Consider the following 22317-nt stretch of genomic DNA (forward strand, 5'->3'; position numbering starts at 1 on the left):
CGGGGGCAGGTACGGCTCGGGGGAGGTGCGCATGGGGTGCGCGTACGTCATCGCGCACATCGCGCCACCCCTCCCTGGCCGCTGCCGAGGGCGCCGCTGCCTACGCGGCCGCCCTCCTTCGCGAACGTGGAGTAGATGTCGGCGAGCATCACTAGAAGTCCCACCCGTCCTCGTCCGCCACCGCGACCTCGGCCTTGGAGGCGAAGGACTCGCCCGCCATGCCGGCCGCCAGGGTGGTGCCGTCGGCCGGGTCGATCAGCAGGAACGAGCCGGTGCGGCGGGAGTCGGCGTACGCGTCGAGCGCGAGCGGCTCGGCGGTGCGCACGACGACGCGGCCGATGTCGTTGGCCACCAGCTGCCCGGGGCTCGGGTGCTGCGACAGGTCGTCCAGCGTCAGCCGGGAGGGGATCTCCTTGACGATCGCCTTGACCGTGCGCGTCGTGTGCTTGATCAGCACCCGCGCGCCGACGGCCAGCGGCTGGTCCGCGACGTGGCAGACCGTGGCGACGACGTCCTGCGTGGTGGCCGGGGCGCTCGCGGACGGCGCGATCAGGTCGCCGCGCGAGATGTCGATGTCGTCCTTGAGGCGCAGGGTCACCGACTGCGGGGACCAGGCGATGTCCACGGACTCGCCGAGGGCGTCGATGCCCTCGATGACCGAGGTGCGGCCCGACGGCAGGACGGTGACGGCCTCGCCGACGCGCAGGACGCCGGAGGCGATCTGGCCCGCGTAACCGCGGTAGTCGGGGTGCTCGGCGGTCTGCGGACGGATCACGTACTGCACCGGGAAACGCGCCGGGCAGGCGGTGAGGTCGTGGCTGACCGGGACGGTCTCCAGGTGCTCCAGCACCGTCGGGCCGCCGTACCAGTCCATGTTCGCGGAGGGCTCGACCACGTTGTCCCCGGCCAGGGCCGAGATCGGGATCGCGGTGATCTCCGGGACGCCCAGCTCCGAGGCGTACGCGGTGAACTCCTCGGCGATCTTGGCGAAGACCGACTCCTGGTAGCCGACGAGGTCCATCTTGTTGACGGCGAGGACGACGTGCGGGACGCGCAGGAGGGCGGCGACGGCGGCGTGGCGGCGGGTCTGCTCGATGACGCCGTTGCGGGCGTCGACGAGGACCACGGCCAGGTCGGCGGTGGAGGCGCCGGTGACCATGTTCCGGGTGTACTGCACGTGCCCGGGGGTGTCGGCCAGGATGAAGCGGCGGCGGGCGGTGGCGAAGTAGCGGTAGGCCACGTCGATGGTGATGCCCTGCTCGCGTTCGGCGCGCAGGCCGTCGGTGAGCAGCGCCAGGTCCGGGGCGTCCTGGCCGCGGTCGGCGGAGACCCGCTCCACGGCTTCCAGCTGGTCCTCCAGGACCGACTTCGAGTCGTGCAGCAGGCGGCCCACGAGGGTGGACTTGCCGTCGTCGACGGAACCCGCGGTGGCGAAGCGCAGCAGCGTGGTGGTGCTGAGCTGCTCGGTGGTGGTCGTCATGGTTAGAAGTACCCTTCGCGCTTGCGGTCTTCCATCGCGGCCTCGGACAGCTTGTCGTCGGCGCGGGTCGCGCCCCGCTCGGTGAGGCGGGACACGGCGATCTCGGCGATCACGGCGTCCAGGTCGGCGGCGTCGGAGTCGACGGCACCGGTGCAGGACATGTCACCGACGGTGCGGTAGCGCACGAGGCGCTTCTGCACGGGCTCGGACTCCTTGGGGCCGCCCCATTCGCCGGCGGTCAGCCACATGCCGTTGCGCTGGAAGACGTCGCGTTCGTGCGCGAAGTAGATCTCGGGGAGTTCGATGTTCTCGCGGGCGATGTACTGCCAGACGTCGAGCTCGGTCCAGTTGGAGAGCGGGAAGACGCGGACGTGTTCGCCGGGGGCGTGGCGGCCGTTGTAGAGCTGCCACAGCTCGGGGCGCTGGCGGCGGGGGTCCCACTGGGAGAACTCGTCGCGCAGGGAGAAGACGCGCTCCTTGGCGCGGGCCTTCTCCTCGTCGCGGCGGCCGCCGCCGAAGACGGCGTCGAACTTCAGCTGCTGGATGGCCTCGGTGAGCGGGACGGTCTGGAGCGGGTTGCGGACGCCGTCGGGGCGCTCGCGGAGCTTGCCGGCGTCGATGTACTCCTGGACGGAGGCCACGTGCAGGCGCAGGCCGTGCGCGGCGACGGCGCGGTCGCGGTAGGACAGGACCTCGGGGAAGTTGTGCCCGGTGTCCACGTGCAGCAGCGAGAACGGCACCGGCGCGGGCGCGAAGGCCTTCAGCGCCAGGTGCAGCATGACGATGGAGTCCTTGCCGCCGGAGAACAGGATCACCGGCTTCTCGAACTCGCCCGCCACCTCACGGAAGATGTGCACCGCCTCGGATTCGAGGGCGTCGAGGTGCGACAGCGCGTAGGGCGCGTCGGAGCCGGACTCGGTGTGCAGGTGCGCGGCGGTGGTCATGCCAGACCCCTCTCGGTGAGCAGTGCGTGCAGGGCGGAGGCCGACTCCTGCACGGTCTGCGTGTGCGACTCGATCCGGAGGTCCGGGTTCTGGGGTGCCTCGTAGGGGTCGTCGACGCCGGTCAGGCCGGAGATCTCGCCCGCCGCCTGCTTGGCGTACAGGCCCTTCACGTCGCGCTCGGAGCACACCTCGACCGGGGTGGCCACGTGCACTTCGAGGTAGTTCGTCGAAGCGGCGGCGTGCCGCTTCGCGACGGCCTCGCGGCTGTCGGCGAACGGCGCGATCACCGGGACGAGGGCCTTCACACCGTTGCGGGCGAGGAGTTCGGCGACGAAGCCGATCCTCTGCACGTTGGTGTGCCGGTCCTCGCGGCCGAAGCCCAGGCCCGCCGAGAGGAACTCGCGGATCTCGTCCCCGTCGAGCACCTCCACCTTGTGGCCCTCGGCGCGCAGCCGCTCGGCCAGCGCGTACGCGATGGTGGTCTTGCCCGCGCTGGGCAGACCGGTCAGCCACACCGTGGCTCCCTGGCCGGTCACGCTCATCCGCTTCTCCGTAAGTTCCGTGGTTTCCGTAGGTGTTGTGGTCATCAGCCGTGGAGTCCGCACTCGGTCTTGCCGCGTCCGGCCCAGCGGCCGGCCCGGGCGTCCTCGCCCTCCGCGACCCGGCGGGTGCAGGGGGCGCAGCCGACGGAGGCGTAACCGTCCATCAGCAGCGGGTTCGTCAGCACCCCGTGCTCGGCGACGTACGCGTCCACGTCGTCCTGCGTCCACCGGGCGATCGGGGAGACCTTGACCTTGCCGCGCTTCTCGTCCCAGCCGACCACCGGGGTGTTCGCCCGGGTCGGGGACTCGTCGCGGCGCAGGCCCGTCGCCCACGCGTCGTAAGAGGTCAGTCCCTGCTCAAGGGGCTTGACCTTGCGCAGGGCGCAGCACAGGTCCGGGTCCCGGTCGTGGAGCTTCGGACCGTACTCGGCGTCCTGCTCGGCGACCGACTGGCGCGGGGTCAGCGTGATGACGTTGACGTCCATCACCGCCTCCACCGCGTCACGGGTGCCGATCGTCTCCTCGAAGTGGTAACCGGTGTCCAGGAACACCACGTCCACACCCGGAGCCACCCGCGAGGCCAGGTGGGCGACGACCGCGTCCTCCATCGAGGAGGTGACGCAGAACTTCTTCCCGAAGGTGTCGACCGCCCAGCGCAGGATGTCCAGCGCGGAGGCGTCCTCCAGGTCGCGGCCCGCCTGCTCGGCCAGTTCTCTGAGACTCACGTCTTGAGTGGTGGTCATATCTCGTCCCCTCCAGCGGTGTCGGACTGAACGCCCCGGGCCAGCAGCCCGAGGTACTTCAGCTGGAAGGCTCGGTTGCAGGCCCTGCATTCCCAGGCGCCGTGGCCCGTCTCGTTCGGAAACAGGTCCTCGTCGCCGCAGTACGGGCAGTAGAACGGTGCGGCGCGCTCGCTCATGAGAGGCTCGCGTCGCTGGCGCGGCCGACCCAGGCGGCGAAGCGCTCGCCGTCCTCGCGCTCCTCCTCGAAGCGCTTGACGACCCGCTCGACGTAGTCGGGCAGACCGGCCGAGGTGACCTTGAGGCCGCGGACCTTGCGGCCGAAGCCGGCCTCCAGGCCGAGGGCGCCGCCCAGGTGGACCTGGTAGCCCTCCACCTGGTTGCCGTCGTCGTCCAGGACCAGCTGCCCCTTGAGACCGATGTCCGCCACCTGGATACGGGCGCAGGCGTTCGGGCAGCCGTTGATGTTGATGGTGAGCGGCTCGGCGAAGTCCGGCAGGCGGCGCTCCAGCTCGTCGATCAGCGAGGCGCCGCGCGCCTTCGTCTCGACGATGGCCAGCTTGCAGAACTCGATGCCGGTGCAGGCCATCGTGCCGCGGCGGAACGGGGAGGGCTTGACCCGCAGGTCCAGCGCCTCCAGGGCGGCGACGACGGAGTCCACCTGGTCGGCCTCGATGTCGAGGACGATCATCTTCTGCTCGGCGGTGGTCCGCAGGCGGCCGGAGCCGTGCTGCTCGGCGACGTCCGCGATCTTGGTGAGGGTGGCGCCGTCCACCCGGCCGACGCGGGGCGCGAAGCCGACGTAGAACCTGCCGTCCTGCTGCTGGTGCACGCCGACGTGGTCGCGCCACTGGCCGCTGGGCTGCTCGGGCGCGGGGCCGTCGGTCAGCTTGCGCTTCAGGTACTCGTCCTCCAGGACCTGGCGGAACTTGGCCGGGCCCCAGTCGGCGACGAGGAACTTCAGGCGGGCGCGGGTGCGCAGGCGCCGGTAGCCGTAGTCGCGGAAGATCGAGATGACGCCCTCGTAGACGTCGGGGACCTCGTCCAGTGAGACCCAGGTGCCGAGGCGGACGCCCAGCTTGGGGTTGGTGGACAGGCCGCCGCCGACCCAGACGTCGAAGCCGGGACCGTGCTCGGGGTGGTTCACGCCGACGAAGGCGATGTCGTTGATCTCGTGCGCCACGTCGAGCAGCGGCGAGCCGGAGACCGCGGACTTGAACTTGCGCGGCAGGTTGGAGAAGTCCGGGTTGCCGACGATGCGGCGGTAGATCTCCTCGATGGCGGGCGTGCCGTCGATGATCTCGTCCTGGGCGATGCCGGCGACGGGCGAACCGAGGATGACGCGGGGCGTGTCACCGCAGGCCTCGGTGGTCGACAGGCCGACGGCCTCCAGACGGCGCCAGATCTCGGGAACGTCCTCGATCCGGATCCAGTGGTACTGCACGTTCTGGCGGTCGGTGAGGTCGGCGGTGCCCCGCGCGAACTCCTCGGAGATCTCGCCGATGACGCGGAGCTGCTCGGTGGTCAGCCGGCCGCCGTCGATGCGGACGCGCAGCATGAAGTACTTGTCGTCCAGCTCCTCCGGCTCCAGGATCGCGGTCTTGCCGCCGTCGATCCCGGGCTTGCGCTGGGTGTAGAGGCCCCACCAGCGCATACGGCCGCGCAGGTCGTTGGGGTCGATCGAGTCGAAGCCCGTCTTGGAGTAGATCGTCTCAATGCGCGTCCGCACGTTGAGACCGTCGTCGTCCTTCTTGAACTGCTCGTTGCCGTTGAGGGGCGTGTGGTGCCCGACGGCCCACTGGCCCTCGCCGCGGTGACGGCCGGTCTTGCGGCGCGCTGCGGCTGCGGGGGCGGCTGCGGGCGTTTCAGGGGTGGCGGCCATGGCGGGTACGTCCTTCTTCAACGGCTCGAGGTGGGGGCAGGGGGGAGCGGCGGCGCACCCCTGTTCACGCTGGAGTCTCTGAGCAGGTGTGGCCGATCTGCGCCCGTGTGTCGGGGTTGCCGACAGGCAGGGGGCGGCGTTCGGCCTCAGGGGGCTTGCGGGTGATCGACGCGTCCGCGGCGGCGGGGACTGCGGCGAGGTGCGGCGGGTGCTGGTTCCGTCAGCGCGCCGGACAGATGGCGCTGGACATGCGGCCGAGGTCGACGTGCCGCCGACTCACCAAGGCAATTCCAGCTCCATTCATGGCCGAAGCGTGTCATGTGCCGATTGGAGGAGTCCACTACTGTCCACGATCCGGACGAACTCGTCCCGGATCATGAGATCACGTGATCCGGGTCACCTTCGACGCGCCGCCCGCGCGGCTCGCCGCAGCCGGCTGCGCCTCCTCCACGCGCCGTCCGCGCGGCTCGGCTGCGCCCGGCTGCTGTGCCTCCTCAACGCGTCGCCCGCGTGGCTCGGCCGAGGCCGGCTGTGCCTCGTCAACGCGTCGCCCGCGCGGCTCGGCCGCGGGCGGCCTCACCGGCTTCGCGCCGCTGCGCCGGCCGTCGGGCCGCCGGGCGGGCCGGGTTCTGTGGCCGGGGGCCGGTGGGTCGGGTGCGGATGGTGGGCCGCTGTGCGGAGCAGGGTCCCCTACCCGCCCTTCGCCCGTTCCCCGGGCTGCGCCCGGACCCCTCCTGGGGGCTCCGCCCCCGGACCCCCGCGCCTCAAACGCCGGCGGGGCTGGATTCTCCAGCCCGCGCGGCGCCCGGCACGGGGTCTGGGGCGCAGCCCCAGGTTTTCCAGCCCGCGCGGCGTTTGAGCGCACGGTATCGGGGTCCGGGGCGGAGTCCCGGGGAACGGTGGAAGGGCGGGTAGGGGACGGCCCCGCGCAGCGGCAACCGGGACCCGCCCGGCCAGGGCAGCCGCAGCCCATCCGGATCCCGTCCGGGCGGGATCACCGCCCCCCGGCAGGGGCTACGCGCCGGGCCAGGGGCCCGGGGTCGGGGTTTCTTCCTTCGGTTCCGTTTCCGTCCTGAAGACCTTGAAGCCGCGGCGCAGGTAGTTGTCCATCGCCGTCGGCCCGTCCTGGCTGCACGTGTGGACCCACACCCGACGGGTCGGCTCGCGGTCCGGCCACCGGGACGCGAGGTCCCAGGCGCGGGCCGTGCCGAACGTCAGCAGGTGGCCTCCGATGCGGCGGCCCCGGAAGTCCGGGAGCAGGCCGAAGTACATGATCTCCACCACGCCGTCGGGCTGCGGGTCCAGCTCGACGTAGCCCGCCGGGGTGCCGCGGTCGTACGCGACCCACGTCTCCACCCCCGGCCGCTCCAGCAGCTCCACCCACTGCGCGCGGGTCAGCGACAGCCGGTCCGTCCAGTGGATGTCACCGCCCACCGACGCGTACAGGAAGCGGCTCAGCTCCGGCGACGGGACCTCCGCGCGGGTGATGGTGATCTCCGGCCCCGGTATCGCCGCCGGGACGAGGTCCGTCGGGGAGGTCATCTCCAGGGACCAGGTGGTGAGGGTGATGGTGCTCATGCCGTTCAGGGAACCACGGGCGCCCCGCCGCGGCCCAGGCGGGCCCTGATCACGGCCGGGGCGGTGGAGTGGGGCAGCAGCCGGCCCGGGTCCGCCGGGCGGATCAGCTCCACCTCCACGTCCTCCGCGAAGCGGTACGGCCGGTGCGTCAGCACCCCGGCCAGGTGCCTCCGTACCCGGGACAGCTCCGCGCGGACCGTCACCGTCCGCGTCGGGTCCCCGAACAGCTCGGCGGCCAGCTCCGCCGCCGAACGCCCCCGCGGGGTCTCCGCCAGCAGGAACAGCAGCTCCGCGTGGCGCGGGCTCAGCTCCTGGGACCAGCTGCCGGCGGCCCCGTACACGGTCGCCGACCAGGACCGGGGTCCGCTCAGGTCCAGCACCACCCGGCTCACCGCCGGCGCGGCACCCCGCGCCTCGGCCAGCCGCAGCAGCCAGCCGCCGGGCAGCGGCTCCGTCGCCCAGCTGCGCGACCCACACCGGGCCGGGGTTTCAGCCCCTTCGGCAGGGCGACCCGGTCGGCGGGGGCCAGCCCCGTCACCGCCGCCGTCCAGCCGTGCGGGTCCACGACCGCGGCCCGCCCGGGCAGCCGGGCCAGCAGCGGGGCCGCCACGGCCCGCAGCCGCTCCAGGGACTCCAGGTGGCGCACCCGCAGCTCCCGCTCGGCGAGCCGGGCCACGGAGCTCACCCAGGCCAGGGTGGCCGGGTGCATGGTGGCCAGCGGGCCGCTGACGTCGACCACGCCCAGCAGCCGGCCGTCCCTCGGGTCGTGCACGGGCGCCCCCGCACAGGTCCAGTCGTGGTGGCTGGAGACGAAGTGCTCCGCCGAGAACACCTGGACCGGCCGCCGCGTCACCAGGGCGGTGCCCACCCCGTTCGTGCCGACCACGGCCTCGTCCCAGTCGGCCCCCACCGCGAAGCCCAGCCGGTCCGCCTTGCGCAGGATCGACCGGTGCCCCTCCCGCCACAGCAGCCGCCCGTCCGCGTCGGCGACGACCATGATGTGCAGGGCCTCGTCCAGCGCGGGCAGCAGCCCCTCGCGCAGCACCGGCAGGACCTCCCGCAGCGGCGAGACCTGACGGCGCTCCTCCGTCTCGGCGGCCGACAGCAACCGCGAGCGGGCGTCCCGGTCGGGGTGCACCCCGCCGGCGAGCATCCGCCGCCAGGACTCGGCGATCTCGGGCCGGGGGGCGGCCGGCGGGCGGTCCCCGGCCAGTGCCGCGGCCCGCACCCCCTTCAGCAGGCGCGTCGCCTCCCGCGTGTCCATGGCCGAGATGCGCGCCACGTCGACCGTGCTGCCTGCGGTGTTGGCCACCGGAACCTCCCCGTGCTGAACAGGACGTACTGCGCAAGCCGCCCCCCGTGGCGCACGCGCGTACTTCCCGGGCACATGCGGCGGGCGAATTCCGAGCCGTAGGGAATGCAGGGTTGCAACGGTATGCAACCCTCGCCAACCCCCGGTCACCCGACCGAAACTATCGCCACGCCGCCGAGCGGCGTGACAGCTCCTTCCTCGGGGCTCTTGGACCAGGGGTGGCGCCGAGTCGGCGCGGCGCCACCCCCGGTCCCACGTCCACGGGCTCGGATCCGGCGCTGACCGCTCCGCCGGCCGCGCAATGGTTTGGGGACCACCGCGGCCAAGGAGCAGGGTGGTTTGGGGACCGCCGTCAGCCCGCGATCCGCGCCCGTGCCACCACTCCGGCCAGGTCGAGGCCGTGGGGCAGCGTGCCGAAGGCCGCCCCCCAGTCACCGCCGAGCCGGGACGCGCAGAACGCGTCCGCCACCTCCGGCGGGGCCCAGCGGACCAGCAGCGAGCCCTGCAGCACCAGGGCCATCCGCTCCACCACCCGCCGGGCCCGGGCCTCGATCCCGTCGAGGTCGGCCAGCTCCGTCAGCAGGTTCTTGATCGCCGCGTCCAGCCGGTGGTCGGCGCCCCTGGCCAGGCCGACTTCCAGGAGGAACGCGTTCAGGGCCTGGGGTTCGCGCTGGAGCGCGCGCAGCACGTCCAGGGACTGGACGTTGCCCGAGCCCTCCCAGATGGAGTTCACCGGGGATTCGCGCAGCAGTCTCGGCAGCCCGGACTCCTCGACGTAGCCGTTGCCGCCCAGACACTCCAGGGCCTCCGCCACCATCGGCGTACACCGCTTGGTCACCCAGTACTTCGCGGCGGGCACCGCCAGGCGCAGGAAGGCCCGCTCCTGGTCGGTGCCGGCGTCGTACGCGGCCGCGAGGCGCAGCGTGAGGACGGTGGCGGCCTCCGACTCCAGGGCGAGGTCCGCGAGGACGTTGCGCATCAGCGGCTGGTCGATGAGCGGCGCTCCGAAAGCAGAGCGGTGCTCCGCATGGTGGACGGCCTGCGTCAGCGCCTGCCGCATCAGCGAGGCCGAGCCGATCACGCAGTCCAGCCGGGTCGCCGCGACCATCTCGATGATGGTCCGCACCCCCCGGCCCTCCTCGCCCACCCGCCGCGCCCACGTCCCGGAGAACTCGATCTCCCCCGACGCGTTCGACTTGTTGCCCAGCTTGTCCTTCAACCGCTGGATCGCGAACGCGTTCCGCGTCCCGTCCGGCAGCACCCGCGGCACCAGGAAACAGGTCAGGCTGTTCCTCCCCGAGGGGGCTGCCTGCGCCAGCACCAGGAACCCGTCCGACATCGGCGCCGAGCAGAACCACTTGTGCCCGGTCAGCACGTACTCCCCGGCCGCGTCCAGCGGAGCCGCCGACGTCGTGTTCGCCCGTACGTCGCTGCCCCCCTGCTTCTCCGTCATGCCCATCCCGAAGAGCACCCCGGCCTTCTGCCCGGCCGGCCGCAGCCCCTCCTCGTACACGTGCGAGGTCAGCCGCGGCTCCCACTCCGCCGCCAGCTCCGGATCGGCCCGCAGCGCCGGCACCGCCGCATGCGTCATCGACACCGGACAGCCGTGCCCCGCCTCCGCCTGCGACCACAGGAAGAAGCCCGCCGCCCGCCGCAGGTGCCCGGCCGGACGGCCCCAGGCGTCCGTCAGCCCGGCCCCCACCGCGTGCCCGAGCAGCCGGTGCCACGCCGGGTGGAACTCCACCTCGTCGATCCGGTTCCCGTAGCGGTCGTGCGTCCGCAGCACCGGCGGGTTCTCGTTCGCCTCGCGGCCCCACCGCTGGGCCTGCGCCGAACCCGCGGCGCGGCCGAGCGCGGTGAGCTCCTCCCGTACCTCGTCCCGCAGTTCGGGGGCCGCGTCGGCGAGGTGCCGCTCCACGCCCTCGGTGAGGGCGCGGTCTCCGAGGTAGACCTCGTACCCGACGAGCGGCGGGGCCTGGTTGCTGACTGTGTGGGTGGTGGCTGCCATGCGGATACCGTAAGGACGTGCAGCCAGCAAAAGAAACACCCGAGGGGACCCCGGTACGCCCGGGAAGGCTCCACCGGGCCCGCGCCCTCTACCGCAACGTCTCCAAGCGCAAGATGGGCTGGCTGCTCCTCAAAGACACCGTCAACTCGTGCATCGAGTACCGGATCCTCGGCCTCGCCGCCGAAGCCGCCTTCTTCACCCTGCTCTCCCTGCCCCCGCTCTTCCTCGGCCTGCTCGGCCTGCTCGGCTACGTGGACGGCTGGACCAACACCCAGTCCGTGGCCAGCATCGAGGAGAACATCCTGCGCGCGGTCGGCACCGTCCTGTCCGACCGCGGCGTCAACGACATCGCCAGACCCATGCTCGACGACGTCACCAGCCGCGGCCGCCCCGACCTGATCTCCCTCGGCTTCGCCTTCGCCCTGTGGTCCGGCTCCCGAGCCGTCAACGTCTTCATCGACACCATCACCGTCATGTACGGGCTCGACGGGCACCGGGGCATCGTCAAGACGCGGCTGCTCGCCTTCCTCCTCTACGTCATCGCCCTGCTGATCGGCGCGATCGTGCTGCCGCTGATGGTCGTCGGACCCGACGCCGTCGTCCGCCTGGTGCCCTGGAGCACCGAGGTGATCGCCGTCCTGTACTGGCCGGTGGTCACCCTGCTCTCCATCGCCTTCCTCACGACGCTCTACCACGTGTCCGTCCCCGTCCGGTCGCCGTGGATCGAGGACGTGCCCGGCGCGCTCGTCGCGCTCGCCATGTGGGTGCTCGGATCGTTCCTGCTGCGGATCTACCTGACCAACACGGTGGAGGGCCCGACCATCTACGGGTCGCTGGCCGCGCCCGTCGCGATCCTGCTGTGGATCGGCATCTCGGCCTTCGCGGTGCTCGTCGGCGCCGCCGTCAACGCCGCGATCGACCGGGTCTGGCCCTCGGTGGCCACGGCCGCCGCCCGCGAGGCCAACGAGCGGGTCCGGGAGGCCGAGGCCGCCCAGCTCGTCGCCCGCGCCGCCGCCTGGCGGGCCCTCGCCGAGGGGGAGTCCGAGGACGACGAGGACGCCGGGATGCCCTCGGAGTTCCCCGAACGCTGGTCGAACTTCCTGCCGCCCGACGACTACACCTCCCGCCTGCGCAAGCACTGACCGGCGGCAACGGCCTACGGTGGCGGTGTGTACGAGGAAGCGCCGTCCCGGCTGGTGCCCGGAGCCGTGCTCTGGCGGGCCGCGGGGCCCGGCGGGGTGGTGCTGCCCGACGGGTGCATGGACCTGATCTGGACCGACGGCCGGCTGCTGGTCGCCGGCCCCGACACCGGCCCGCACCCCGCCGGGGAGGTCCCCGGCCGCGCCTTCGCCGGAATCCGCCTCGCCCCCGGCACCGCGCCCGCGCTGCTCGGCGTACCCGCCCACGCATTGCGCGACCGGCGCGTCGAACTGGCCGACCTGTGGCCCGGCCCCGAGGTGCGCCGCCTCACCGGGCGCACGGCCGCGTACGAGGACCCGTGCGCGGCCCTCGAAGCGCTGGCCCGGACCCGCCTCGCCGCCGGCGGCCCGCCCGACCCGCTCCCCGCCGAGGTGACGGCCCGGCTCCGCGCCGGACAGCCGGTCGCCGCCATCGCCCGGGCCGTCGGCCTCGGCGAACGCCAGCTGCGCCGGCGCTCCCTCGACGCCTTCGGGTACGGCCCCCGCACCCTGGGCCGGGTGCTGCGCCTCCAGCGGGCGCTGGCCCTGGCCCGGCGCGGGCTGCCGCAGGCCGAGGTGGCCTGCGCCGCCGGGTACGCCGACCAGGCGCACCTGGCCCGCGAGGTGCGCGCGCTGGCCGGGACCACCCTCGGGGCCTACACGGCGTCGGCCGGCGCGAACAGCGAGACCCCGCAGCCGTCCGGGTCGAGCACCACCGCGTAGCGCTGGCCCCAGAAGGCGTCCCAGGGCTTCAGGTGCCCTTCGTACCCGGCGCCCGTCAGCTCCGCGTACAGCGCGTCCACCTCCGCGGGGGACTCGCACAGAAATGCGAGTTCCCGGCGCTGTCCGCCGCGCTGCGGGGTCCAGGAGGGGTCGAAGGACCGGACGGTCTCCTCGGTGTCCCAGCCGATCCGCAGCCCGCCGGGCAGCACGGCCTCGACGTGCGGCTGGTCGTCGGCACCGGCCGGGACGTCCAGGCCGAGCCGGCGGTAGAAGGCGAGCGAGGCGGCCATGTCGGAGACGACCAGGCCGATCATGTCGAGTCGTGGAGTCATGCCCGCAGGCTAGGCACGCGGCGGCCCGGCGGTCTTGAACGAAACGGACACCGGCCGCCACCCCGGCGACCCGCCGGAAACCACCGGAGGACCGAACGGGCGGAACCCCATCGGAGCCGCCCTCGCCGTCCGCCACGCCGTCCGCGACGGCCTCGCGGGCGCGGATTAATCGGTGGTGCGGCCGGCCGGGGCGGGCTAGGGTTCCGGAGGAACGGCACCAGCCGGAACAGGAAGCAGGAGGTGAGGACATTGATGACTGTCACGGAGACGGGCACTGCCCGCATTCAGGAGTTCGTCATCGTTTCCACCCCCGTGGCCTCCGGCTGACCTTCAACCCATCGCACCGCCGCCGAGCGGGCGCTGCCGGGGCCACCCTTCGAAGGGTCCCCCTTGACTTCCTCTTTCTCCTCTTCCTCCCAGTCCCTCGCCGTCTTCGGCTGGGACGAGGACTGGGACGCCGAGTTCGCCCCGTACGCTGACCAGGGACTCGTCCCGGGCCGCGTCGTGCGGGTCGACCGGGGCCAGTGCGACGTGATGACCGAGGACGGCGTGATCCGCGCCGACACCGCGTTCGTCACACCCCACGACCCGCTCCGGGTCATCTGCACCGGCGACTGGGCCGCCGTCGAGACGACCGGCAACCCGCGCTACGTGAAGGCGTACCTGCCGCGCCGGACCGCCTTCGTACGGTCCACCTCCTCGCAGCGTTCCGAGGGGCAGATCCTCGCCGCCAACGTCGACCACGCCGTCATCGCGGTCTCGCTCGCCGTCGAGCTCGACCTCGGCCGCATCGAGCGGTTCCTCGCGCTGGCCTGGGAGTCGGGGGCGCAGCCGCTGGTCGTCCTGACCAAGGCGGACCTCGTCCCGGACCCGGCCGCCCTGGCCTACCTGGTCCAGGACGTGGAGACCACCGCCCCCGGCGTACAGGTGCTCACCGTCTCCTCCCACACGGGGGAGGGCACCGACGTGCTCGCCGCGGTCGTCGCCGACGGCACCAGCGTGCTGCTCGGCGTCTCCGGCGCGGGCAAGTCCACGCTGGCGAACGCGCTGCTCGGCGCGGACGTCATGGACGTCCAGGAGACCCGCGAGGTCGACGGCAAGGGCCGCCACACCACCACCACCCGCAACCTCCTCGCCCTGCCGGGCGGGGGCGTCCTCATCGACACCCCGGGGCTGCGCGGCGTCGGCCTCTTCGACGCGGAGGCGGGGGTGGGGCAGGTCTTCTCGGAGATCGAGGAGTACGCCGACCAGTGCCGCTTCGGCGACTGCGCGCACGAGGCGGAGCCGGGCTGCGCGGTGCTGGCGGCGGTGGCCGAGGGGGCGCTCCCGGAGCGCCGCCTGGACAGCTACCGGAAGCTGCTGCGCGAGAACCAGCGGATCGTCGCGAAGACGGACGCCCGGCTGCGGGCGGAGCTCGCGCGGGACTGGCGGATGAAGTCGGCGGAGGGCCGCGCCAACTACGCGGCGAAGCGCGGCCGCTGATCCCCTGGCCGGGGTTCGGGTGGGCGCCGTGCGTGCCCCGCCGGGGGTGCGTGCCGCTGATCCCCTGGCCGGGGTTCGGGTGGGCGCCGTGCGTGCCCCGCCGGGGGTGCGTGCCGCTGATCCCCTGGCCGGGGTTCGTCGGCGCCGTGCGTGCCCCCGCGGGGGGTGCGTGCCGGTGCGTGCCGCCCCGACCTGGGCGGGGTGGGCCGCTGCGCGGGGCGAGGTCCCCGACCCGCCCTTCGCCCGTTCCCCGGGCTGTGCCCGGACCCCTTGCGGGGGCTCCGCCCCCGCACCCCCGCGCCTCAAACGCCGGCGGGGCTGATTGCAGCCCCGCCGGCGTTCGAGGCGCGGGCGCGGTAGCCCCGTGTTTGCAGCCGCGCCGGCGTTTGAGGCGAGAACGGGTGAAGGGCGGGTAGGGGACAGCCCCGCGCAGCGGCCACGCACCCGCAGGCGACCCACCGGCCCCCGCCCCCGAACCGGCCCCGCCCCCACGTCCGACGGCCGCAGGCCGGCGCAGCGGGACCGAAGCGCGGGAAGCGCCCGGCGCCGAGCGGTGCGAGGAACGCGTCAAGAATCGGAAAGCACCGTTCCGAGCCACGCCGCCGTCACCGAAAGGCACGCGAGCAGCTCCACCAGCACACTCGTCCCCACCGCCCGCATCACCGCCCGCACCGACGCCCACGCCTCCCCGTGCGTGCCCAGCCGGCGGCGTTCGCACAGGTAGATGCCGCCCACGAACCCCGGCACCGCCCCCACCACCGGCAGCAGGACGAAGCCCGCCACCGCGCCCGCGCCCGCGTACGCCGCCATCCGGCGGGTGACGCCGACGCCCCGCAGCCGCCTCGGCGGCAGCTGCCACTTCACCACCTGCACCACCAGCAGCAGGGCCGTCGAGGCGACCAGGACCGCCCACGCCGCCGCGGACCGCTCGTGCAGGGACCACCACAGCAGCCCCGCCCAGACCAGCAAGGTCCCCGGCACCCCCGGGACCAGGACCCCCAGCACCCCGAGCAGCAGCACCAGCCCCACCAGGAGCAGCTGCGGAAGATCCATGCGGCCAGCGTGACCGAAGCCCGGTTATCGGGCCACCCAGCCCCGTTCGTACGCGTGCCAGCCCAGCTGGAGCCGGGTCGTCACGCCCGTCAGCTCCATCAGCCCCTTCACGCGCCGCTGCACCGTCCGCAGGCCCAGTTCCAGGTGCTTGGCGACGCTCGCGTCCGTCATCCCCGCCAGCAGCAGGGAGAGGATCTCCAGGTCCGTGGTGTCGGGTCCGCCGTCGCCCTCCTCGGGGTGGCCCGTGACGCCCAGCCGCAGCGGGAGGGACTCCCGCCACACCGCCTCGAAGAGGCCCCGGAGCGATTCGAGCAGGCCCGACGCGTGCACCACCAGGGCCGCCGGCTCCGCCCCGGGGGCCGTCAGCGGCACCATGGCGAGGCTGCCGTCCGCGATCAGCAGTTTCGTCGGGACCGCCGGCGACACCCGGATCCGTGCGCCGCGGGCCAGCGCGTTGGAGGCCGTCCGCACACCGGTGGGCAGGGTGAGGACCTCCCGCTCGACGACCACCCGGTACGCGACGCCCCGTACGGGCGTTCGGTCGCCGTCCCCCTCCTCCGGGCCGGACACCAGCGCGCAGACCTCCTCCCGTGCGCCCAGCCGGAGCTGCTGGAAGCGGCGGGCGACGGCGCTCGCGCCCGTCACCACCTCCACCAGGTCGTGCACCGCCGGTTCGGCGGCCTCCGCCCGGTACTCCAGCGCCAGCAGCGTCGCGGCCCGCTCCGCCCGCTCCAGTTCGTCGCGCTGCCGGGCCAGCAGGGCCCCGAGGGCGGCGTCCGGCGGGGCCGCCACCCAGCGGCCCGGATGGGCCGGGGAGCGTGCGGCCAGCCCGTGGCGTTCCAGCTGCCGCAGCACCCGCTCCGTCTGCGGTACCGGCAGTGTCAGCCGGTGGGCGAGGTCGGGAACCTCCGCCGCCCCCAGTGCCACCAGCGCCCGGTACGCCGATTCCTGGCCCTCGTCCAGGCCTATCGCTCCCAGCATCCCGTTCCACCCCCACTCCCCAGGTCGTTCCCCGTTCCCGCCGACATCTTCGCCGCATGCCCCGCCCGTGGGGCGAAGGAGGTGCCGCCCGGGCCCTCCGGGATGTCGATCAGGTGTACCGATTCAGCCCGTATGTACGGGCGGTGCGGGGCGGGCGCGTCGGGTGGCGGCCGGGTGGGCCCTTTTCCCGGATTCGGGGTTTTCCGCCGCCCGGTCGCGCCCAGAATGGGGGCATGAGTCAGCAGGGCGCGCAGGACGACTGGTGGCAGAAGCTGTACGAGGGCCCCGAGGCGGACCCCGACGCGGGCCCCGACGCGGGCCCCGCCCCCGACCCGGGGGACACCCTGGACCAGCGCTTCCGCTCGGCGTCGGTGGTCCTGGTGAGGGATCCGGCCCCGGGCGACCAAGCCCCGCCCGTGGCCGCGGCCCCGCCCGAGCAGCCGTCCCTGCCCGGCCCGCGCCGGGAGGCGCCCGCCGGGGTGGCCGTACCGCCGCCCCCGCCCGGGTACCGGACCGCCGCCCCGCCGGAACCGCCCGCGCCACCGGTGCCGCCGGTGCCACCCGTGCCACCGGTGCCGCCCGCGCCGCCCGCGCCGCCGGACCCGCGGGTGGCCGGGGAGACCGGGTACGCGCAGGGGGACCTGGCCGTGCCGCCGGCTCCGGCTCCCGGGGAGGCGGCCGCCCCGCCGCCGCCCGGGCGGCCCGCGGTGCGGTACCTGGGGCGACCGGGCCCCCACCTACGCCGCCGAGCCGGGGGCGCTGCCCGCCGCCGACCTCGGCCGCGCTGGACTACCTGACCCCGGACACCGTCCTGGAGGGCGCCCGCTACGGCACGTACACCCTGCGGGCCGCCTCCCTGCGCGGTGACTCCGCCCGCTACCGGGGCGAGGCCCGGCGGGACTTCCTGCTCACCGCCCGCTTCGGCAGCGGTGACGAGGCCCTCGTGCTGGTGGTGCTGGCCGGCGGCGACCGGGCCGCCCCCGGCACCCGGGAGGCCGCCGCCGAGCTGGGCCACCTCGTCGCGGCGGCCGTCGGGCGCAGCCGGGAGCGGCTCGCCGACGACATCCGGGCGGGCCGGCGCGAGGCCCTGCTGTCGGGGTTGCAGCGCCTCACCGACCGGGGCTACGGGCGGCTGCGGGCCCGCGCCGCCGAGCTCGGGCTCGCCGAGGAGGCGTACACCGCCGGCCTGCGCGGGCTCCTGCTGCCGCTGGACCCGGACTGCCCCCACCGGATCTGCTTCGGCGCCGGCGCCGGCGGGGTCTTCCGGCTGCGCGGGGGCCGCTGGCAGGACCTGGAGGAGGACGGCGCCCCGCCCGGCGGCACCGGCTTCCGGTTCCGGGCCTCGGTGGCCCGCCCGGGTGACACCCTCCTGCTCTGCTCCAGCGGCCTCGCGGAGCCCATGCGGGAGGAGAGCCTGCTGCCGGCCGAGCTCGCCGCCCGCTGGTCGCAGGGGGAGCCGCCGGGCCTGGCGGCCTTCCTCGCCGACACCCAGCTCCGCCTCAAGGGCTACGCCGACGACCGGACGGCGGCCGCGCTCTGGGAGGCGTAACCGCACGGGACGTGCGTGGATGGAAGACGCACACGGCTCGCGGGGAACCGGAGAAGGCGTCCATCCATGGCCAGGCAGAACCGCCTTCACCACCAGCCGTCAGGCCGTCCGCTTCACCAGGGCCGCCCGGAACGTTCGTCAAGGTCGACCGCTGGTTCCCGAGCACCCAACTGTGCTCGCACTGCGGCGCACTGGACGGCCCGAAGGGACTGGAAGGTCTCTCCGTCCGGTCATGGAGGTGCGCTTGTGGGGCCCGCCACGACCGGGACGAGAACGCTGAACTGAATCTCCGCCTTGAAGCGCGGAGCCTTGTGGCCGAGGGACGCCCGGACACGTAAAACGCCTGTGGAGCCCGTGCAGGACCCGGCAAGCCGGGCCGTGGGTGATGAAACTGGAACCACTACGCACGTGTTGGAAACAGCGGCGGCACGGTGGGAATCTCCCGCCTTTAGGCGGGATGAGCGTCAACTTTCCCCGAACGGCAAGCGGCGCATCATCGGCTCCTTCAGCCACGGCTCCATGGCCAACGCCCTCCCGCAGGCCATCGGCGCACAGTTCACGGACCGGAGCCGTCAAGTGGTGTCGATGTCGGGTGACGGCGGTTTCTCGATGCTGATGGGAGATTTCCTCACCCTCGTGCAGTACGACCTGCCCGTCAAAGTGATTGTCTTCGACAACTCCTCCCTGGGGATGGTGGAGTTGGAAATGCTGGTTTCCGGCCTTCCGTCGTACGGAACGACGAACCGGAACCCGGACTTCGCCGCGATCGCCCGCGCGGCGGGCGCCTACGGCGTCCGGGTCGAGAAGCCCAAGCAGCTCACGGCCGCTTTGCGGGACGCTTTCCGGCACGAGGGGCCGGCTCTGGTGGACGTGGTGACGGACCCCAACGCCCTGTCGATTCCTCCGAGGATCAGCGCCGAGATGGTGACCGGATTCGCACTGTCCGCCAGCAGGATCGTGCTGGACGGCGGGGTCGGCCGGATGATCCAGATGGCTCGATCCAACCTGCGCAACGTGCCCAGGCCTTGAGCGCGAAGGAGTGCGGAGCGTCGCCGGGGGCATGCATTCCGTAGACCTGTTCGAGACCACGGGCAGCGCAATACGGGGAGGTATGTCGCCGTGCGGGTGGGGGCGAGGAGCGGGAAGACGTGGCGGACCGAGCGGCCGCTGGCGCGCGAGCCGTCGGCGGGCGCCGAGCAGGACCGTGCCGAGATGGCGCGCAGCGTGCGCCGGGCCGACCTGAAGGCGGTGGGGGAGGTCCGCCGGGCCCTGCGGGAGCTGGTGCGGCACCGCTGCCGGGGCGAGACGGCCGAGGTGGCGGAGCTGCTGATCACCGAGGTCGTGACCAACGCCCTCGTCCACACCGACCAGGGCGCCGAGGTGAACGCCACCGTCCGGGCCGGCCGGCTCAGGGTCGAGGTCCGCGACCACGCCGCCCGCCTGCCCCGGCCGCACGTACCGTCCGCCGACGACGGTACGCACGGCCGCGGGCTGGTGCTGGTGCAGGCGCTGGCCGACGCCTGGGGCGTGGACCCGCTCGCGATGGGGCGCGGCAAGGTCGTCTGGTTCGAGCTCGGGGCCGCGGGGGCGGCGGCCCGGGCCTGAGCGTGCGCAGGCGGGGCGCCCAGGGGGTGCCCCGCCTCCGTGCCGGTGCGGTCCGGTCAGCCGAACTGCTGCTCCAGGTCCTTCAGTTTGCGCTCCAGGGAGTCGAGCCGGGGGATCGTCTGGGTGTCGTCCTCGGCGGTGAGGTCCACCGTCCGGGACCCGGACGGATCAGGGGATTCGGTTCCGTTCACGGCCTGCAGGGAGGGCCTTCTTCGCAGGGGCAGCTGTCCCGCTTCCGATATGGCCGGCTCCGCGCCGACCGGCGCGGAGCCCGTCCCGGGGGTCAGCCCCGGCAGGTCGACCTGACGCGCCCGGGCCCGCCCGAACGCCCTGTGCTGCCGGCCCAGCGCCTTGATGCGGGCGCGGTCGAGGCGGTGCTGTTCCCGCCTGCGGTGCCGGTCCTGTTCGCGTTCCTTCTTGTCCTCGCGCACCTCGTCCACGGCCTCGTCGAGGGTGCGCACCCCCTCCAGGAGCATCAGCGACCAGGCGCCGAAGGTCTCCCTGGGGGCCCGCAGCCAGCGGACCATGCGGATCTGCGGCAGCGGGCGCGGGATCAGGCCCTGCTCGCGCAGTGCCGCGCGGCGGGTCTGCTTGAGGGCCCGGTCGAAGAGCACCGCCGCCGAGAGCGACATCCCGGCGAAGAACTGCGGGGCGCCGTCGTGGCCCGTGCCGCGGGGGGCGTGGACCCAGTTGAACCAGGCGGCCGCCCCGGCGAAGAGCCAGACCAGCATCCGGGAGCCGAGGGCCGCGTCGCCGTGGCTGGCCTCGCGGACGGCGAGCACCGAGCAGAACATGGCGGCGCCGTCGAGGCCGAACGGGACCAGGTACTCCCAGCCCCCGGAGAGGTTGAGGTTCTGCCGGCCGAAGCCGACGAGCCCGTGGAAGGAGAGCGCGGCGGCCACCGCAGCGCAGCAGAAGAGCAGGACGTAGGAGGCGGTCCCGTAGACGGCCTCCTTGCGGCGCCGGCGTTCCTCGCTGCGTTCCCAGCTGTCGTCGGCCGTCGCCTTCTCGCCCTCGCGCTTGCCCCGGGCCACCACCGCCACTGCCGCAAGCACGCCCAGGATCAACAGGCTGCCGGGCAGCAGCCAGTCCAGCGATATGTCGGTCAGTCTCATGCGGATGTCCCTTGCCTCGCGTATGCGGCTTTCCGGGCGCCATAGTGGCGCAGCCGGTCAGTGGTGCACGTGGGTTTCGGGGCAAGTGGACGCCATCGGGGGGCGGGTCCCGTCGGATAGGGTGTTGTGGGTCGAACTGACGCTCGTGCGAGGTGAGTTGAGTTCGAATTCACTTCATCCGCACGGGTGGGTTCAGTCGTCGGCCGCCGTGAGCCGGGTGACGCGGTCCGCGTCGCAGGTGCGCGGGCAGGTCGTGCAGGTGTCCTCCGGCCGGATGGTGTAGAAGAAGCAGCAGCTCGCCCGGTCCCGGGTGGTCAGTTCCGCCCCGCCGGGGCCGGCCAGGGTGCGGAAGCCGGCGGCGCCGGTGTACGGGGCGAGGGCGCCCGGCAGCAGCAGCTCCAGCTCGCGCACGGCCCGCCGCTCCTCGCCGAACAGGCTCCCCAGGTACCAGAGCCCCTCGACGACCTCGTCGGCGGCCATCGCCCACAGGGCGCGGCGGCCGCGCCGCATCCGCGGGCCGAAACCTTCCAGCAGCGGTCCGAGGTGCTGGGCCACCGCTGCCCGCACCTCCTCGCGCAGGGCCTCCTCGCCGGACACGACCCGCGCCCCGGGGAGGGAGGCCGCCGGGTCGTCCGGCAGGCAGGCGAACTCCTCGACGCGTACGGACATCAGCCCGCGGGTCCGGTGGAACGCCACCCGGTCCACGGGCAGCCGGGGCACCCGGCGCTCCAGGAACCACGGGACGGTGATCAGCAGGCAGGCCGGCCAGGCGTACCGGTGGAGGCCGAACCCGGCGACCACATCGGGCCGCGCCCGGCGCCCGTAGTCCCGCAGCACCTGGGCCTCGTCCCAGGCGAGGTGGGCGTCCAGAGCGGCCCCGCCCGCCGCGAGCTCGTGCGCGCCGACCCAGCCCGCACCGCGAGGGAGGGGCTCGTGCGCGCCGCGCTCCTCGGCCCGCAGGCCCGGGTAGGCGTCCGCCAGGCGCTCGTACGCACGGGCCACCGGAGAGCCGGCCGGGGCGGGTGCGGACAGGAGCATGCGGACCACCGAATCACGCGTCGGGAGGAAAGGTAAGCCTTACCTTAGCTGATCTCGCGGGGTGTGGGGAGCCCGGGGAGGCCCGAGTTCCGCCTATCCTCGGAACCGGTCGAGACCCGGAGGAGGACCGAGTGCACGGAGCGGCCCACGCCCTGGTGTCGGAGGCGGAGCCCCTGACCCCGCCCCTGATCCCGCCGCAGAAGGTGCTGCGGCACTCCGTGCGCGGGCAGGTCCTCGACGCGCTGCGCGCCGCCCTCGTGGACGGGGAGCTGGTGCCCGGGGAGATCTACTCGGGCCCCGCGCTCGGCGAGCGGTTCGGGGTCTCCGCGACCCCCGTACGCGAGGCGATGCAGCAGCTGGCGCTGGAGGGGGCGGTGGAGTGCCTGCCCAACCGGGGCTTCCGGGTGCTGACCCGGACCCCGCGCGGCCAGGCGGAGCTGTCCGAGGTCCGGGCGCTGATCGAGGTGCCGGTGATGCTCCGGCTGGCCCGGTCGGTGTCCGCCGCGACCTGGGAGTCCCTGCGGCCGGCCGCCGCGGCCGCGGCGGAGGCGGCGGAGGAGGGCGACCTGCCGCGGTACGCGGAGGCCGACCGGGCCTTCCACCGGGCGGTGCTCTCCCTGTCGGGCAACGGCCAGCTGGTGCGGATCGCCGAGGAGCTGCACCGGCGGGGCGCAGTGGCCCCTGCCGGGTGCTCCGCGGGTTCGGCGGGGGGACCTGGGTGGCCGACGCGGCGGAGCACTCGGCGCTGCTTGGACGCCCCTTGTCGCGCGCGACC

At 73.8% G+C, this 22317-nt stretch carries 21 protein-coding genes and 3 pseudogenes; 9 read left to right on the forward strand and 15 right to left on the reverse strand.

Going from position 1 to position 22317, the window contains the following annotated elements; translation table 11 throughout:
• Positions 1–151 precede the first annotated feature (151 nt).
• The 10 genes and pseudogenes from SSNG_RS27760 to SSNG_RS27800 all read right to left on the reverse strand — a co-directional run bounded on the left by SSNG_RS27760 (position 152) and on the right by SSNG_RS27800 (position 10486).
• Complete coding sequence (locus SSNG_RS27760) at positions 152–1480, reverse strand: GTP-binding protein (protein ID WP_007267250.1); 1329 nt, start codon at positions 1478–1480, stop codon at positions 152–154.
• Between the two features lie 2 nt (positions 1481–1482).
• Positions 1483–2424, reverse strand: coding sequence for a sulfate adenylyltransferase subunit CysD (cysD, locus tag SSNG_RS27765; RefSeq protein ID WP_007267251.1), 942 nt, complete (start codon positions 2422–2424; stop codon positions 1483–1485).
• On the reverse strand, positions 2421–2966 hold the full coding sequence (gene cysC / locus SSNG_RS27770) for an adenylyl-sulfate kinase (RefSeq protein ID WP_042802062.1): 546 nt from the start codon (positions 2964–2966) through the stop codon (positions 2421–2423). The genes cysD and cysC overlap by 4 nt, the downstream gene beginning before the upstream one ends.
• A 44-nt stretch (positions 2967–3010) precedes the next feature.
• Entirely contained in the window at positions 3011–3709 is a 699-nt protein-coding gene (locus SSNG_RS27775; protein ID WP_007267253.1) for a phosphoadenylyl-sulfate reductase, read from the reverse strand.
• Entirely contained in the window at positions 3706–3885 is a 180-nt protein-coding gene (locus SSNG_RS27780) for a hypothetical protein (RefSeq protein ID WP_007267254.1), read from the reverse strand. Before SSNG_RS27780 ends, SSNG_RS27775 begins: the two co-directional genes overlap by 4 nt.
• Complete coding sequence (locus tag SSNG_RS27785) at positions 3882–5588, reverse strand: nitrite/sulfite reductase (protein ID WP_007267255.1); 1707 nt, start codon at positions 5586–5588, stop codon at positions 3882–3884. The genes SSNG_RS27780 and SSNG_RS27785 overlap by 4 nt, the downstream gene beginning before the upstream one ends.
• A gap of 220 nt (positions 5589–5808) precedes the next feature.
• Positions 5809–5892 (reverse strand): putative leader peptide, encoded by an 84-nt coding sequence (locus tag SSNG_RS45385; RefSeq protein ID WP_312847410.1) that lies wholly within the window; start codon positions 5890–5892, stop codon positions 5809–5811.
• A gap of 710 nt (positions 5893–6602) precedes the next feature.
• Positions 6603–7166 carry a GNAT family N-acetyltransferase gene (locus SSNG_RS27790; RefSeq protein WP_042802063.1) on the reverse strand — a complete coding sequence of 188 codons (564 nt, stop codon included), beginning with the start codon at positions 7164–7166 and terminating at the stop codon, positions 6603–6605.
• Between the two features lie 5 nt (positions 7167–7171).
• Positions 7172–8430 (reverse strand): annotated as a pseudogene (locus SSNG_RS27795) (GAF domain-containing protein).
• 400 nt (positions 8431–8830) lie between these two features.
• Positions 8831–10486, reverse strand: coding sequence for an acyl-CoA dehydrogenase family protein (locus tag SSNG_RS27800; protein ID WP_007267258.1), 1656 nt, complete (start codon positions 10484–10486; stop codon positions 8831–8833).
• A 17-nt stretch (positions 10487–10503) separates the two neighbouring features.
• On the opposite strand from SSNG_RS27800, the gene SSNG_RS27805 reads away from it, so the two are divergent.
• Both SSNG_RS27805 and SSNG_RS27810 read left to right on the forward strand, forming a co-directional pair.
• The gene (locus SSNG_RS27805; RefSeq protein WP_007267259.1) at positions 10504–11628 is read left to right on the forward strand and encodes a YihY/virulence factor BrkB family protein; all 1125 of its coding nucleotides are present in this window, start codon (positions 10504–10506) and stop codon (positions 11626–11628) included.
• Positions 11629–11655: 27 nt separating this feature from the next.
• On the forward strand, positions 11656–12387 hold the full coding sequence (locus SSNG_RS27810) for a helix-turn-helix transcriptional regulator (protein ID WP_007267260.1): 732 nt from the start codon (positions 11656–11658) through the stop codon (positions 12385–12387).
• Here SSNG_RS27810 and SSNG_RS27815 read toward each other — a convergent pair.
• A complete protein-coding gene (locus tag SSNG_RS27815; protein WP_007267261.1) occupies positions 12321–12719 on the reverse strand; it encodes a VOC family protein in 399 nt (132 codons plus the stop codon). The two genes, SSNG_RS27810 and SSNG_RS27815, sit on opposite strands and share 67 nt — an antisense overlap.
• Before the next feature lie 390 nt (positions 12720–13109).
• Here SSNG_RS27815 and rsgA point away from each other — a divergent pair, with 390 nt between their 5' ends.
• A complete protein-coding gene (gene rsgA, locus SSNG_RS27820) occupies positions 13110–14201 on the forward strand; it encodes a ribosome small subunit-dependent GTPase A (RefSeq protein WP_042802065.1) in 1092 nt (363 codons plus the stop codon).
• 567 nt (positions 14202–14768) lie between these two features.
• Here rsgA and SSNG_RS27825 read toward each other — a convergent pair.
• Together SSNG_RS27825 and SSNG_RS27830 are read right to left on the reverse strand one after the other, a co-directional pair.
• Entirely contained in the window at positions 14769–15254 is a 486-nt protein-coding gene (locus tag SSNG_RS27825; RefSeq protein ID WP_042802067.1) for a DUF456 domain-containing protein, read from the reverse strand.
• A 24-nt stretch (positions 15255–15278) separates the two neighbouring features.
• Positions 15279–16235: a helix-turn-helix domain-containing protein gene (locus SSNG_RS27830; protein ID WP_007267264.1), complete on the reverse strand. Its 957-nt coding sequence runs from the start codon at positions 16233–16235 to the stop codon at positions 15279–15281.
• 233 nt (positions 16236–16468) lie between these two features.
• Here SSNG_RS27830 and SSNG_RS45390 point away from each other — a divergent pair, with 233 nt between their 5' ends.
• The 5 genes and pseudogenes from SSNG_RS45390 (at position 16469) to SSNG_RS27845 (ending at position 19389) form a co-directional block, all read left to right on the forward strand.
• Positions 16469–17032, forward strand: a complete 564-nt coding sequence (locus SSNG_RS45390) for a hypothetical protein (protein WP_347232473.1) — start codon at positions 16469–16471, stop codon at positions 17030–17032.
• 146 nt (positions 17033–17178) lie between these two features.
• Positions 17179–17784: a protein phosphatase 2C domain-containing protein gene (locus SSNG_RS45395; protein ID WP_042802068.1), complete on the forward strand. Its 606-nt coding sequence runs from the start codon at positions 17179–17181 to the stop codon at positions 17782–17784.
• A gap of 11 nt (positions 17785–17795) precedes the next feature.
• Positions 17796–18122: a zinc ribbon domain-containing protein gene (locus SSNG_RS45400; RefSeq protein ID WP_007267266.1), complete on the forward strand. Its 327-nt coding sequence runs from the start codon at positions 17796–17798 to the stop codon at positions 18120–18122.
• Positions 18123–18252: 130 nt separating this feature from the next.
• A pseudogene (locus tag SSNG_RS27840) lies at positions 18253–18813 on the forward strand (thiamine pyrophosphate-dependent enzyme); the annotation flags it as partial.
• A gap of 183 nt (positions 18814–18996) precedes the next feature.
• On the forward strand, positions 18997–19389 hold the full coding sequence (locus tag SSNG_RS27845) for an ATP-binding protein (RefSeq protein WP_165365029.1): 393 nt from the start codon (positions 18997–18999) through the stop codon (positions 19387–19389).
• 56 nt (positions 19390–19445) lie between these two features.
• Here the strand turns inward: SSNG_RS27845 and SSNG_RS27850 are convergent, their stop codons facing one another.
• Positions 19446–20504, reverse strand: a complete 1059-nt coding sequence (locus SSNG_RS27850) for a DUF2637 domain-containing protein (RefSeq protein WP_007267269.1) — start codon at positions 20502–20504, stop codon at positions 19446–19448.
• A 192-nt stretch (positions 20505–20696) separates the two neighbouring features.
• Positions 20697–21542 carry a (2Fe-2S)-binding protein gene (locus tag SSNG_RS27855; protein ID WP_042804207.1) on the reverse strand — a complete coding sequence of 282 codons (846 nt, stop codon included), beginning with the start codon at positions 21540–21542 and terminating at the stop codon, positions 20697–20699.
• Between the two features lie 152 nt (positions 21543–21694).
• Here SSNG_RS27855 and SSNG_RS27860 point away from each other — a divergent pair.
• Positions 21695–22317 (forward strand): annotated as a pseudogene (locus SSNG_RS27860) (GntR family transcriptional regulator); the annotation flags it as partial.

The organism is Streptomyces sp. C (assembly GCF_000158895.1).
GTDB lineage: Bacteria > Actinomycetota > Actinomycetes > Streptomycetales > Streptomycetaceae > Streptomyces > Streptomyces racemochromogenes.